Source organism: Trinickia sp. (assembly GCF_051953955.1).
In the GTDB taxonomy this organism is placed as follows: Bacteria; Pseudomonadota; Gammaproteobacteria; order Burkholderiales; family Burkholderiaceae; genus Trinickia.
The window spans coordinates 1-13985 of record NZ_JBQCIF010000029.1 but is presented as its reverse complement, the minus strand read 5'-3'; the positions used below and the strand labels follow the sequence as shown (position 1 = coordinate 13985).

Genomic DNA, 13985 nt, shown 5'->3' with positions numbered 1-13985 from the left:
CACGCCCGACATTCTCATCGCCTGGGGCAGCAAGGGGCGCGTGTACTCGGTTCCGGTATCGGCGCTGCCGGGCTGGCGCGGTGACGGCGCGCCGGTCACTTCGTTCATCGATCTCGAAGCGGGCACGCACCTCATGCACTACTATGCGGCCAGCGCGGAGCAGTCGCTGCTGCTCGCGTCGAGCAACGGGTATGGGTTCGTCGCGCGTGTCGGGGATATGGTGAGCCGCATCAAAGCCGGCAAGTCGTTCATGACGATCGACGAAGGCGCGCAGCCGCTCGCGCCGATGCCCGTGTTGCCGCAGGCGAACCGGGTGGCTTGCTTGTCGAGCACGGGGCGGCTCGCGGTATTCGGTCTCGACGAAATGAAGTCGCTCGCCGGCGGTGGGCGCGGCATCATCCTGATGGGGCTCGACGACGGCGAGACGCTCGTGCAGGCGTTGGCGATCGCGCCGGCCGGCGTCGTGCTGCTCGGCACGGGCCGTGGCGGCAAGCCGCAAGAGGAACGGCTCGCCGGCGCGGCGCTCGCACCGCATGTCGGCAAGCGTGCCCGCCGCGGCCGCGCGCCCGATACGCGTTTGAAGATCTCGGCACTACGCCCCGCGCTCGATTGACGCGCGGGCACGGCCGGCGCCCGCGCATGCCGCTCGGCATCTCGGTGCGCCGGAAATTGAATGACCCTTTGGGAGAGTCTCATGTCACTGTCGATTGCGATCGACGCCGCGCTGTTCGTCCACTTGGCTGCTGTCGTCATATGGGTCGGTGGCATGGTGTTCGCGCACTTTTGCTTACGCCCGGCGCTGGCCGACGTTTCACCGCAATTGAGGTTGCCGCTGATCGAAGCGGTATTCGGGCGATTCTTCAATTGGATCGGCGGCTCCGTGATCGCCATTCTGATCTCGGGCGGCTTCTTGATGTCGCGCTTCGGCGGCGCCCATGCACCGTGGCAGATCCACCTGATGGCCGCGCTCGGCGTCGTCATGATGCTGATTTTTGGGCATGTGCGGTTCGCGGTGTTCCCGCGCATCCGCCGCGCCGTGCAGGCTCAGCGCTGGCCCGATGGAGCGCGCGCCGTCGATACGATGCGCCGGCTCGTGCTGATCAATCTCGTGCTGGGCATCGCGACGATCGTGTCCGCCGTGCTTTCGCGCGGGTTCTGAGCGGCGGCGGCAACTGCAACTGCGGCGTTCGGCGGCGCGCTGCGAAAGCAGCCTTCGCTTCCTCAGCGATACCCGAGCAGATGCGCGCCGGCGTACACTGCCGCGACGATGGCATAGACCGCGTAGACGGGCAGCTTCAGCCGAGCGAGGCAGACGAGCGCAAAAACGGCGGTCACGAGTTGGGGAGCCGCACGCGGCACGTGCTCGACGATGTGCACGACGGCGGTCAACAGAAATGCGGTCGTCGATGCACGCAGCACGCGCATGCCATGCTCGAAGCGTTCGTTGGCCTCGAGGCGATGCAAGTGCCGGCGTGCGAATACGATCAGCATGCCGGCCGGCACGAATAGCGCGCAGGTTGCCTCGACGGCCCCGACCCAGCCATGCATCAGATAGCCGAGAAACGGTAACACGTTCAACAACGGCCCGGGAGAGACGGGCGAGAGCGCGAACGCGAGCGTGAACTCGCGCGCGGTGATGCCGACTTCGGGTGTTTCGAACAGCGACTTGAGCACGGGCAGCGCCGAGAATCCTCCCCCGAATAGCGTCATGCCGGCGCCGGCTAGGCGGGCCCAGATGAGGCGGGCCGCCAACGCGGGAGGCAGCGGTAACGCGAACAACGCGATCAATGCGAGCACCGCTAGGATGAGCAGCTTGTCCGTCAGTCCGAGCGACACCTCGAGCTTGCCTCCACGGGCGGGACTCGCGAGCCAGCCCGCGGCGAACGCGCTGCCCAGCAACAGCACGAACGACGCCGTGCTGCCCACCGTCAGCAGGACGATGCAGGCGATCGCCGCGGCGGCCCATTCGAGCGGTTCGTGCACGAGTACGCGCGTTTGCCGATACCAGGTGACGCCGATGAGCACGGCGAGTACGACAGCGAAATGATCGATGAGGCCGGGCACGGCGAGTACGTGAATGAACGACGCGTGATAAAACGTCGCCAACGCCGTCATCGTGCAAAAGAACGGCAGCACCGAAGCGATGCCGGCGACGCAGGCGCCGATACGCCCGCGCAACGCGTAGCCGACTTGCACGGCGACGCCGCAGCCCACGGCACCCGGTGTCATCCAGGCGAGCGCGACGAAATCCGAATATTGAAGCTGCGTGAAGCGCCGCTCGCGAACCACGTAATGGAGCTCTAGCTGCGCCATCAGCGCGAGCCCGCCCCAAGAGAGCGACGAGAGCGCAAAGACGACGCGAAACAGCGTCCATAGTGGCTCGCGCCCTGCCGGTACCGGTGCCGGTGCGGGTTGCGCCTCGTCCTCCGTGGCAGGCGTGGGGCGCACGGCGCGTGAAGCGCGTGTATCGTGCGTGGTCGCTTCACCCATCGGTCGGTCCTTCCGTGTACTCGTGTCTCCAGCGCATCGGTGCCCGTGCACCTACGCCGATTGTTTGCTTGTGTTGTTTTGGCTCTTGCCGTGCTTGGCGAACGGCTCTTGCGTGTCGCACACGCCGAAGCGCTCGAGCAGTGCTGCGATGCCGTCCGCAGGCACGGGGCGCGAGAATAGGAAGCCTTGCGCTTGGATATTGCCGAGCGCCGACAACCATGCGATCTGCTCTTCGGTTTCCGTGCCTTCGACGACGACGGTCAAGCCGAGCGATCGCGCCAGGTTGACGATCGCCGACACCATCACGCAGACGCTGCGGTCGGCCGGGATCGCCTGCACGAACGAGCGATCGACCTTGAGCGTGTCTACCGAGAAACGGTTCAAGTACGACAGCGATGAATATCCCGTGCCGAAGTCGTCGAGCGCGATGCTGACGCCAAGCCGTTTTAGCGCGACGATTTTTTCCGAGACGAGTTCGGGGTATTCCATCATCGCCGTCTCGGTGATCTCGAGCTCCAGCCGATGCGCCGGAATGCCCGTCTCCTCGATGGCGCGCGAGATCGTCTCGTACAGATCGCCACGCCAGAATTGCACGGCCGAGATGTTGACGGCGAGCGAAAGCGATTCATAGCCGTCGCGCTGCCAGGTGGCGAGTTGGCGGCAGGCCGTTTCGATGACGAAGTCGCCGATCGGCACGATGAGGCCCGTCGATTCGGCCACGGGAATGAATTCGCTCGCGGAGATGACGCCTTGTTGCGGATGGTTCCAACGCGCAAGGGCCTCGAAGCCCGTGATGCAACGGCGGGCGAGATCGATCTTCGGCTGATATACGAGGAACAGTTGGTTCTCGGTAAGCGCGACGCGCAGTTGCTGCTCCCACTGCATCAGATGGTCGGCGCGATGCGAGAGGTGCGGAGCATAGAACTGATAGCAGTTCTTGCCGGCATCCTTGGCGCTGTACATCGCAAGGTCCGCTTTCTTGAGCAGATCGATCTCGCTTTCGCTGCCGGTCGAATACAGTGCGATGCCGATGCTCGCGTGCAGCACGAACGAGGTGCCGCGCACGTCGAACGGATGCTCGAAGATTTCGCGCACGTTTTCGGCGAGCTGCACCGCTTGGCGCTCGACGTCGCCGCCCTTGAGCACGACGACGAACTCGTCGCCGCCGATGCGCGAGAGGATGCCCGCGGCACCGACGGCATCGGACAGGCGCGAGGCCGTCATCTGCAGGACGATGTCGCCCGCGTTGTGCCCGAGCGTGTCGTTCACCGTCTTGAAGTTGTCGAGATCGATGAACAGGATCGCGAGCCGCCCGACATTGGCGGGGTCGCCTACGTCTTGCCGTAGGCTCTGCATCGTCGCGTAACGATTGCGCAGGCCCGTGAGCAAATCGTACTCGACGAGATGCGTCATCTCGCGCTCGCGGCCGAGCAGTTTGCCGATGAGCCCCGTTGCGACCGCGAAGAAGGCGAGCATCGCGAGCGAGATGAAGCTCGCCATCAGCAGATAGACGTTGCGCGTATGGTTGTAGTCGGCGAATTCCTCCGCCTGGGACAAGCCGACCAGGACGCCCATTTGATAGCCGTCGATGTGCCTGTACGAGACGATGCGTTTGACGTGGTCGATCGGGTCGACCATCGTGCCGGAAACGTGCTCGGAGATCGGGTAGGTGCCGCTCGCCGAAAACGCCCCGGCGGGGTCGCGCGCCAGGCCCGTGCGCCGCGCGAGCACGGCGCCGTTGTCCGAGATCACGGCGATCACGCCGTCCTTGCCGATCGCTGCATTGTTGTAGAAGTCGCTCGTAAAGTAGCTCGGGTCCTCGGACACCACGACGACCCCGGCGAACGACCCATCGGGATGGTTCAAGCGGCGCGTCATCTGGAGCGTCCACTGATGCGAGACGCGCCCGAGCACGGGCTTGCTGATGTAGAGCTGATCGTCGTTCTCGTGCTCGTGCACCTTGAAGTGCTCGCGGTCGGAGAGATCGATCGGTGCCGGATTCGGCTCGGCCGTGCTTGCCGTCAGGATGCCGTGCTCGTTGATGATCGACACTTGCACGAGCGTATCGCTTTGCACGACGCCTTTTTCGACCGTGCTGGCGAGATCGAAGCGCTCCGGGCTCTTTTCGTACTCGTACTTGACGAAGCGCGTGATCTGGTCGACTTGGTGGATCGCCTTGACCGTGTGCTGCTCGAGCGCGGCCGAAAGGATCGCCGCGGAGGCCGTCGCCTCGCGGTAGGTCGACTCGCGCTCGACCGAGAGCCGCGCCGAAATCACCGTCCACAGCAACGCCAGCACGAGCACGCCCAACACCGGAATCGCAATGAGCGCGCGGCGGCGTGTGCCCGCGGCGTTGGCTCGCGTGCGGGTGTCTCTCGTGGAATGAAGCCGGGCGAAGTTCATCGGGGCAGTGGGTTATTGGGGAGGCTTCGAATACCGCAGACGTTCCTCATCGAGGATATTACTGAATGGATAAAAATTAAGATAGCGTCCGTTTATCGGGTAAACGTTCGCCGCACCGGGCACGATTTCGGCAATAGTATTCGCGTTTCGCATCCAACGCCGGGACGGGAAGGTTTGTCCAGGCGGCCTCGGATGGGGGCGGCCTGTATCTAAGACATTACCGATTTCATGTGCAATCGCCGATCCACGCGGCTCGCGTAGCCGAAATGGGTATTCCGTGCGGTGGAATATGCGGTGGGAAGTGCGGGGGAAGCGCCGGAAGATCCGGCCGTGGAGGACATTCGCCGGGGCCGCGGGTGCGGCCCCAAGGCTGCGGGAAGGGCGGTGTTCTAGGGGAGTCGGAACGTTCCTTCGACGATCGTGGTCGAGCGGCCGCCCACCCAGATTTTGCCGCTCGGATCGTATTCGACCGTCACGCGACCGTCGCGCCCGATGGCCGTGCCTTGACGAACCGTGTACCGCGTGGCGGGCCGGCGGCCGCGCGCCGCGAGCAGGCCCGCGAGTGCCGCATTGGCGCTGCCCGTGACCGGATCCTCGTAGAGGGGGCCGCCTTCGGCGACGAGGCAGCGCACCTCGAGCGTGGCCGGGCCATTCGCCGCATGCGATGCATACAGTGCGAGGCCGGACATGCCCGTTTTCCGCACTATCTGCGATACGGCGATCGGATCGGGCGTAATCGAGACACAGGCGTGCGGTGATTTGACGCCGATGACCAGCCACGGCACGCCGTTATCGACGCAGCACGGCGCGATATCGTCGAAATCGACGTCATCGCAGCCCAGCGCGGCCCTAAGTGCGCCGAATTCTCCCGCATCGAGCGGCTCGATGCGAGCGGGCGGCGCGACGAACGCAAGCGTCCCGTCGTCATGCACGGCAACCTCGATGAGCCCGGCGCCGCACTGCTGAACGAGACGGCCCGCCTGCCGCGGCCGATATCCGCTCTCGAGCAGCGCATGCGCGGTGCCGAGTGTCGGATGTCCGGCGAACGGCAATTCGTAGGCCGGCGTGAAAATGCGAACTCGGTAGTCGGCCTCGGGATCGCTCGGCCGGCAAACGAAGGCCGTTTCCGACAGATTCGTCCACCGGGCAATCGCTTGCATCTGGTCGCCGGTCAGGTCGTCGGCATCGAATACGACGGCCAGCGCGTTGCCCTTGAACGGCACTTCCGAGAACACGTCGACTTGCTTGAAGCGGACTTCGCGCGCGCTCATCGATTCGCTCCTGCTCGTGTTAGGCGTCTTAGGCGACTTCGGCAATCAGTTCGATCTCGACGCAGGCGCCCAGCGGGATTTGCGCCACGCCGAATGCCGAGCGTGCATGCTTGCCGGCGTCGCCGAAGACTTCGCCGAAGAGCTCCGATGCGCCGTTCGTCACGAGATGCTGCTCGGTGAATTCGAGCGTCGAATTCACGAGGCTCATGACCTTGACGATTCGCTTGACGCGGTTCAAGTCGCCCGTGTGCGCGTGCAGCGTGGCGAGCAGGTCGATGGCGATCGAGCGCGCGGCGGCCTTGCCGTCCTCGGTCGTCATGTTCGCGCCGAGCTTGCCGACCCACGGCTTGCCGTCCTTCTTCGCGATATGGCCCGACAGGAAGACGGTGTTGCCCGTTTGGGCGGCCATGACGTAAGCCGCGGCCGGCGCGGCCGAGGCGGGCAGTTCGATGCCCATTTCCTTGAGCTTGTCGTAGACGTTTTGGTTTGCCATGTCGGTTCCTTGAAAGTGGAAAGGATGCAGTGGGAAGAATCTTGGGCGCGAGCCGAACGTATCGGCCGGGGTCGCCCCGCTGCGCGCTCGATTGCTGGCGCGGCGGGGCGGCAAGCGGCTACCTACAGGCTACCTGCGGACTAGAGGCGCTCGCGGATCAACTTGGCCAGGCGCGCAATGCCTTCGTCGATCCGCGCTGGCGGCACCGTGACGAACGACAGGCGCAGCGCGCTGTGATCGGCGTCGTTCGCGAAGAAGGGGGCGCCCGGCACGAAGGCGACGTTTTGCGCGACGGCCGCGTCCAGCAGCTTCATCGTATCGATGTGCTTGGGCAGGCTCGCCCAGACGAACATGCCGCCTTCGGGGCGGTTCCAGGTCACGCCTTCGGGCATGTGGCGCTCGAGCGCCGAGAGCATCGCCTCGCATTGATCGCGGTAGAGGGCGCGAATCGTCGGGATATGCTCGTCGAGGAAGCCGTCCTTGACGACTTCGTGCACGATCCGCTGCGTGAAGCTCGGCGTGTGAAGATCGGTCGCTTGCTTCGCCTGCACGAGTTTGAAGTGCAGTTCCTCGGGCGCGATCATGTAACCGAGGCGCAGGCCCGGTGCGAGCACCTTCGAGAACGAGCCGCAGTGCACGATGTGGTCGGGTGCCATCGACAGCAGCGTCGGCAGCGGCGCCCCGGCATAGTCGAGCGCGCCGTACGGGTCGTCTTCGATCACGGGGAAGGGGCTCGTACGCGCGAATTCCGCCAGCGCCCGGCGACGCTCGAGCGGCAGCCGGCGCCCCGTCGGATTCTGGAAGTTCGGTTGCGCATAGAGCAGCCGCGCGCCCTCGGTCAGCGCCGGTGCAAGCCCCTCGGGGATGAGGCCGTTGTCGTCCGTCGGCACTTGCACGTAGCGCGGCTCGTACATCGAAAACGATTGCAGTGCACCGAGGTAGGTCGGCGTTTCGACCAGGACCGGGCTTGCCGGGTCGATCAGCACTTTGCCGAGCAAATCGAGCGCTTGTTGCGAACCCGTGACGATGAGGACCTGGCTCGGGCGGATCGTGACGCCGTTCTTGGAATAGCGTGCGGCTACCCACTCGCGCAGCGGCATGTAGCCTTCCGTTGCGCTGTATTGGAATGCGGCGGACGGCGCCTCGCGCGTCACGCGCTCGCAGGCGTCGCGCAGCCGCTCGACCGGGAACGTGACCGGCGCGGGCAGGCCGCCCGCGAACGAGATGACTTCGGGCCGTTCGGTGACTTTCAGGATCTCGCGGATGGCGGAGCTCGTGAGTTTGCGTGCGCGCTCGGAAATGCGCCAATTCGTGTGCGGCTGATCGCTGTGATCCATGAAACGTCTCCTTGGTCCTCGATGGTGGTTGAGTGGGGTTCCGTCGTCTGTGCCGAAACACGGGTACTGTTTCGAGACGAGAAGCGCGATTATCGCGCGAGTCGTCCCGTTGCGGGTGTCCGTGTCGATACCGAGGCCGTCCGGACGGCCGTCTTGCGGCCGAGCATTACGGTGGCGATGACGGCGGCGGCGAACAGCCATGTCGACGGCGCGACGGTTTCGCCGAAAAAGAGCTTGGCGAATGCGATCGTGAAGAATATCTGCAATAGCTGGACTTGTCCCACTCGCGCGATTCCGCCCATCGCCAGCCCGGCGTACCACGCGAAAAATCCGATGAATTGCGAGAACAGCGCCACATAGCCGAACGCGAGCCACGTCCGCAGAGCGAAGGGCGCCGGATGGGCGACGTGCTGCTCCCAGCCGAGCCAGGCCACGGGCACGACGAGAACCGGCGCCGCGAGCACGAGCGCCCAGCAGATCGTTTGCCAGCCGCCCAGCTCGCGGGCGACGCGTGCGCCTTCGGCATAGCCGAGCGCGCCGACTGCGACGGCCGCGACCATGAACAGGTCGCCCGCTTGGAGCGCGCCGCCGCCGGCGTGCAGGGCGTAGCCGATCACGAGGGCGCTGCCGACCGCGGCGCTCACCCAGAACGCGGGCGATGGCCGCTCGCGCGAGAGCCAGGCTGCATAGATCGCGACGAACAGCGGCTGCAGGCCGTTCACGAGTGCGCCGTGCGAGGCGGGCACCGTCTTCATGGCCCACGCGGAGAACACGGGGAACGCGACGATGACGCCCAGCGCCGTGACGGCGAGGCCCTTCAACTGAGCGCCGGTGGGCAGGCGTTCGCGGCGCCAGGCGAGCAGGGCCGCGGCGGGCACGGCTGCCGCGAGCGCTCGGCCGAGGCCGTTGAGCACGGGGTTCCATTCCTGCACCACAACGTGCGTCATCGGCAGCGTCAAGCTGAAGATGATGACGCCGAGAAGGCCGAGCAGCATGCCTTGTGTTTCGCGCGACTTCGTCATGAAAAACTCTCCGGGGGATTCGATGGGCTCGTCTATGCGAGCGTGCGCACGCCGGCCGGCGTTTCGATGTCGGCCGTCAGCGAAGCGGTGCCGTCGGGCACCGCCTCGACGTGGATCAGGTGGCCCGCGCCGAGCCATTGGAGCTGAGCGAGCACGTGGTCGGCGCGCGGATGGCGAGCGCGCAATGCCTTGACCGCCAATCCCGTTTCGGGCAGCCGCGCGCTCGGATGGTCCGCGGTGTCCCATTGAATCAGCGTGGGCAGGACGCCGTCGCCGGCGCCTTCCCAATTCGGGAACGCGCCGTCCTCGGGCACCGTGAGCCGCCAGGTCAAGCCGCCGCGCGCCATCGGCATGACGTTCGGGATGCGGGCCGGGTATTGCGCCTGCCAGCGACCGAGATCCTTCGGGCGCGGGACGCGCGCGACCCAGTGCGCCAGATATGGGCCGCGCTCGAGTCGTGCCCGCGTTGCCGGGTCATCGAGCGAAAACCAGCGCGGGCGGCCAGGCGCGGCGTCCGGCTTGCCGGCACGGTCGCGCTCCGCATCGGGATCGATTGCGATGATCTCCAGATAGGCACCGCCCCAAAGACCGAGCAGTTGGTTATGCGTGCCCATGGCGGCGTGCTTGCCGCCGGCGGCGGGCTCGACGCCGAGCGTATCGGCGACGAAGCGCGCGCCCTCTTCGAGGGTGCGGGCGGCCACGACGAGGTGGTCGAGTTCGAGCGCGGAGGCGTTTTTCATCAGGTGACTTCAGGTTGCGCGGACGGGGCGCCGCTGTTTTTCAAGGAAAACGGCGCGCGTTCCGACATGTCGGAACGAACGATCACTTTAATCGGCATGGCCGGCACAGTAACGGTACAATCGACGCGATACTTTTCGGTACAGTTCGGCACGGTCATGTCTACTGCTCTCGATCACATTCCCGCGCCGCACGGCGCTTCGTCGCTCACGCTCGTCGAGCAGCTCGTGCAATGGGCGCGGCGGCGCATCGAGGAGCGCGTGTTCCGGCCCGGCATGCGCATGCCCTCGATCCGCAAGCTGGCCGAGGACAAAGGGGTGTCGCGCTTCACGGTCGTCGAGGCCTACGAGCGGCTCGTCGCGCAGGGCTATCTCGAATCGCGGCGCGGCTCCGGGTTCTATGTGCGCGAGCGCGCCGGCGGCACGCCGGGCGAGCGCGGCGATGCGCAGCCGAGCGCCGCGCCGGCGCCCGCGGCGCAGCGGCCGATCGACGTCGTCTGGCTCGTGCGCAACACGTTGCAGACGGGTGCTGCCGAGAAAGGGCCGGGCCTCGGCTACTTGCCGAGCGCCTGGCTCGACGGCGAGCTGATCGTTTCCGCGCTGCGCACGCTGTCGAGGCAAAGCGGGGGACAATGGCTCGGCGCCGGCACGGCGCTGGGTTTTCTTCCGTTGCGGCAGCAGTTGCAGACACGGCTCGAGGAGTTGGAGATCGGCGCCTCGCCCGAGCAGATCGTGCTGACGTCCGGCATCACGCAGGCCATCGATCTCATCGCGCGGCTCTATGTGCGCTCGGGCGACGCCGTGATCGTCGGCGATCCCGCCTGGTTCCAGATGTTCGGCCGTTTCGCCGGGCAGGGCGCCCGGCTCGTCGGGATGCCCTATACGCCGGCGGGGCCGGATCTCGATGCGCTCGAAGAACTGGTCAAAACCTGGCGGCCGAAAATGCTCGTCATCAATTCGGTCTTGCAGAACCCGACGGGTACGTCGCTGACGCCCGCGCAGGCGTTCCGCATTTTGCGGTTGGCCGAGGAGCACGATTTCGTCGTGGTCGAGGACGACGTTTATTGCGACCTGTGCCCGCCGAGCCACCCCGTCACCCGGCTCGCGACGCTCGATCAACTCGGGCGCGTGATCTATCTCGGCAGTTTCTCGAAGACGCTGACGGGCAATCTGCGCGTCGGCTTCGTGGCTTGCGCGCCCGAGGTGGCGCAGGCGCTTGCCGATCAGAAGGTTCTTATCGGCATGGCGACGCCCGAGCTCAACGAGCGCTTGTTGTACAAGATCTTGACCGAGGGGCATTACCGGCGGTACGCCGAGCGCCTGCGCGCCCGGCTGGACGCCGTGCGTGACCCGTGCGCGCGCATGCTCGAGCAAGCCGGATTCTCGCTGTTTTCGAGGCCGACGGCGGGCATGTTTCTCTGGGCCGATGCGGGTGTCGACGCTGACGCGTTCGCCGCGGCCGGGCAGGAGGCCGGATTCTTGCTCGCCCCGGGCAGCTTGTTCTCTCCGCATCAATCGCCGACCACCTGGATGCGCTTCAACGTCGCGAACTGCGGCGATCCCGCGCTGCCCGGCTTTCTGGCCGATTACATCGAGGGGAGGCACCGCTTCGCGCGCCCCTTGAAAGGCGCGTCCGGCATCCCCATTTGAAGGACCGCTGCGCGTCGCCGCGGCCGCCAGCTAGGGACAGGGCACCCGGGCCGCGGGCGGCGGGGCGAATCGCCGTCATCTAGCTCTCTTTACGAACCGTAACCGTACGCAAAGGAATACGAGACCATGGCACAAGAAACCATGAGCTTTCAGGCAGAGGTCAAGCAGCTCTTGCAGCTGATGATCCATTCGCTCTACAGCAACAAGGAGATTTTCCTGCGCGAGTTGATCTCGAACGCCTCCGATGCCGCGGACAAACTGCGCTTCGAAGCGATCGCCGACAGCGCGCTGTACGAGAACGATGCGAATCTGCGCATTCGCGTGGCGTTCGACAAAGACGCACGCACGATCACGATCGACGACAACGGCATCGGCATGAGCCGCGATGAAGCCGTCTCGCACCTCGGCACGATCGCGCGCTCGGGCACGAAGGAGTTCTTTTCCCAGCTGTCGGGCGATCAGCAAAAGGATGCGGCGCTGATCGGGCAATTCGGCGTCGGCTTTTATTCGGGTTTCATCGTCGCCGACAAAATCACCGTGGAGACGCGCCGCGCCGGATTGCCGGCTTCGGAAGGCGTGCGCTGGATCAGCGCGGGCGAAGGCGATTTCTCCGTCGAGACCATCGAGCGCGCCCAGCGCGGCACGACGATCACGCTGCATTTGCGTGCGGACGAGGACGAGCTGCTGTCGTCGTATCGGCTCAAATCGATCATCCGCAAATATTCCGACCACGTCGCGTTGCCGATCCTCATGAAGAAGGAAGAGTGGGATGCGGAGAAGGGCGAGATGCTCGTCAAGGACGAGGACGAGACCGTCAATCAAGCGAGCGCGCTCTGGACGCGTCCCAAGAACGAGATCGAAGACGAACAGTACAAGCAGTTCTATCATCATGTGGCACACGACGAGCAAGATCCGCTTGCTTGGACGCACAACCGCGTGGAAGGCCGCAGCGAGTATACGCAGTTGCTGTACGTGCCCGCGCACGCACCGTTCGACCTATGGAACCGCGACCACCGCGGCGGCTTGAAGCTGTACGTCAAGCGCGTCTTCATCATGGACGACGCGGAGCAGTTGCTGCCGACGTACCTGCGCTTCGTGAAGGGCGTCGTCGATTCGGCCGATCTGCCGCTCAACGTCTCGCGCGAGATTCTGCAGGAAAGCCGTGACGTCAAGGCGATTCGCGAAGGCGTGACCAAGCGCGTGTTGTCGATGCTCGAAGAGATGGCCAATGCCGAAACGGAAGAGGGCAAAGCCAAGTACGCGACGTTCTGGAAAGAATTCGGGCAAGTGTTCAAGGAGGGCCTTGGCGAGGATTTCGCGAATCGCGACCGCATCGCCAAGCTCGTGCGGTTTGCGTCGACGCATACGGATTCGGCCGAGCAGACGGTTTCGCTCGCCGACTACGTAGCCCGCATGAAGCCCGAGCAGACGAAGATCTACTACGTGACGGCCGATACGTGGCAAGCCGCGAAAAACAGCCCGCACCTCGAAGTGTTCCGTAAGAAGGGCATCGAAGTGCTGTTGTTAACCGATCGCGTCGACGAATGGGCGCTCGCGTACTTCACCGAATTCGACGGCAAGCCGCTGGCGAGCGTGGCGCGCGGCGATCTCGACATCAACGCGTTCGACGATGAAGAGAAGAAGGCACACGAGGCCATCGGCGAGACGATGAAGCCGCTCGTCGAGAAAATGAAGGACGTGCTCAAGGACAAGGCGAAGGACGTGCGCTTGACGTTCCGGCTCACCGATTCGCCCTCGTGTCTCGTGGCCGACGACGGCGAGATGACGGGCTATCTGCAGCGCATGCTGAAGGCAGCGGGGCAAACGACACCCGATTTTCATCCGATCCTCGAGATCAATCCCGAGCATGCCCTCGTGAAGGCGCTTTCGGCCGATCGCGGCGATTTCGCCGATTGGTGCAATCTGCTGTTCGATCAGGCCGTGCTGGCCGAGGGCGGCACGCTCGACGATCCTGCGAGCTTCGTCAAGCGCACGAACGCGCTGTTGCTCGCGCGGTGATGCGCGCGGCGCGTCTTCGCTACGATGCTGCCGGCCACGCGTGGCGCGCGGCTGGGCGGCCGGGATCGACCTTCGATCAGAAGGATTGGTTGACGCGCGGCGGTTCGTTGACGGCTCATTTGCGCGGGCTCGGCGACGTGCGGGTGCGCGTGACGCGCGAGGCGGTGGATCGTGCATGGCCCGACGAATGCGCGGCGTTGCGCGTTGCGCCGCGCACGCGCGTGTGGGTGCGCGAGGTGGTCTTGGAAGTGGGCGGCGTGCCGTTCGTCGCCGCGCACAGCATCGCGCCGCTCGCCGCGAGCCGCGGTGTCTGGCAGGCGATGCGGCGGCTTTCGACGCGGCCGCTCGCCGAGCTTCTTTATGCCGATGGCACGGTCGCCCGCTCGGTGCTCGTCAGTGCGCGCGTTGGGTTGCGGCATCCGTTGGCGGGGCTGGCGCGGCGTCAGATCGCCGGGCACGCGCCGCATGCGTTGCTTGCGCGCCGCTCGGTGTTCGTGCGGCATGGCGCGCCGCTCATGGTGACCGAGTGCATGTTGCCGGCGCTATGGGCGCATCTCGAGGCG

General features: G+C 65.5%; 13 protein-coding genes. 5 read left to right on the top strand and 8 right to left on the bottom strand.

The window, feature by feature from the left end; translation table 11 throughout:
* On the top strand, positions 1 to 613 hold a 613-nt coding region (locus tag ACTHNZ_RS05965), incomplete at its 5' end, for a DNA gyrase C-terminal beta-propeller domain-containing protein (RefSeq protein ID WP_440541579.1).
* 81 nt (positions 614 to 694) lie between these two features.
* The gene (locus tag ACTHNZ_RS05960) at positions 695 to 1159 is read left to right on the top strand and encodes a CopD family protein (protein ID WP_440541578.1); all 465 of its coding nucleotides are present in this window, start codon (positions 695 to 697) and stop codon (positions 1157 to 1159) included.
* A 62-nt stretch (positions 1160 to 1221) separates the two neighbouring features.
* On the opposite strand, the gene ACTHNZ_RS05955 is transcribed toward ACTHNZ_RS05960, so the two are convergent.
* The 8 genes from ACTHNZ_RS05955 to ACTHNZ_RS05920 all read right to left on the bottom strand — a co-directional run bounded on the left by ACTHNZ_RS05955 (position 1222) and on the right by ACTHNZ_RS05920 (position 9914).
* Positions 1222 to 2490, bottom strand: coding sequence for a chromate transporter (locus ACTHNZ_RS05955; protein ID WP_440541577.1), 1269 nt, complete (start codon positions 2488 to 2490; stop codon positions 1222 to 1224).
* A gap of 51 nt (positions 2491 to 2541) precedes the next feature.
* The gene (locus tag ACTHNZ_RS05950; RefSeq protein ID WP_440541576.1) at positions 2542 to 4893 is read right to left on the bottom strand and encodes a bifunctional diguanylate cyclase/phosphodiesterase; all 2352 of its coding nucleotides are present in this window, start codon (positions 4891 to 4893) and stop codon (positions 2542 to 2544) included.
* A 389-nt stretch (positions 4894 to 5282) separates the two neighbouring features.
* Positions 5283 to 6164, bottom strand: coding sequence for a PhzF family phenazine biosynthesis protein (locus ACTHNZ_RS05945; protein ID WP_440541575.1), 882 nt, complete (start codon positions 6162 to 6164; stop codon positions 5283 to 5285).
* 28 nt (positions 6165 to 6192) lie between these two features.
* Entirely contained in the window at positions 6193 to 6657 is a 465-nt protein-coding gene (locus tag ACTHNZ_RS05940) for a RidA family protein (protein ID WP_440541574.1), read from the bottom strand.
* Positions 6658 to 6797: 140 nt separating this feature from the next.
* A complete protein-coding gene (locus ACTHNZ_RS05935; protein ID WP_440541573.1) occupies positions 6798 to 7994 on the bottom strand; it encodes a PLP-dependent aminotransferase family protein in 1197 nt (398 codons plus the stop codon).
* Between the two features lie 89 nt (positions 7995 to 8083).
* Complete coding sequence (locus ACTHNZ_RS05930) at positions 8084 to 9016, bottom strand: DMT family transporter (protein WP_440541572.1); 933 nt, start codon at positions 9014 to 9016, stop codon at positions 8084 to 8086.
* A 32-nt stretch (positions 9017 to 9048) separates the two neighbouring features.
* Complete coding sequence (locus ACTHNZ_RS05925) at positions 9049 to 9756, bottom strand: VOC family protein (RefSeq protein ID WP_440541571.1); 708 nt, start codon at positions 9754 to 9756, stop codon at positions 9049 to 9051.
* The gene (locus ACTHNZ_RS05920) at positions 9756 to 9914 is read right to left on the bottom strand and encodes a hypothetical protein (protein ID WP_440541570.1); all 159 of its coding nucleotides are present in this window, start codon (positions 9912 to 9914) and stop codon (positions 9756 to 9758) included. Before ACTHNZ_RS05920 ends, ACTHNZ_RS05925 begins: the two co-directional genes overlap by 1 nt.
* On the opposite strand from ACTHNZ_RS05920, the gene ACTHNZ_RS05915 reads away from it, so the two are divergent.
* The 3 genes from ACTHNZ_RS05915 to ACTHNZ_RS05905 all read left to right on the top strand — a co-directional run.
* On the top strand, positions 9913 to 11403 hold the full coding sequence (locus ACTHNZ_RS05915) for a PLP-dependent aminotransferase family protein (protein WP_440541569.1): 1491 nt from the start codon (positions 9913 to 9915) through the stop codon (positions 11401 to 11403). The two genes, ACTHNZ_RS05920 and ACTHNZ_RS05915, sit on opposite strands and share 2 nt — an antisense overlap.
* Before the next feature lie 126 nt (positions 11404 to 11529).
* Positions 11530 to 13422: a molecular chaperone HtpG gene (gene htpG, locus ACTHNZ_RS05910; RefSeq protein WP_440541568.1), complete on the top strand. Its 1893-nt coding sequence runs from the start codon at positions 11530 to 11532 to the stop codon at positions 13420 to 13422.
* The coding region (locus tag ACTHNZ_RS05905; RefSeq protein WP_440541567.1) for a chorismate--pyruvate lyase family protein at positions 13422 to 13985 on the top strand (564 nt) is incomplete at its 3' end. The genes htpG and ACTHNZ_RS05905, both read left to right, overlap by 1 nt.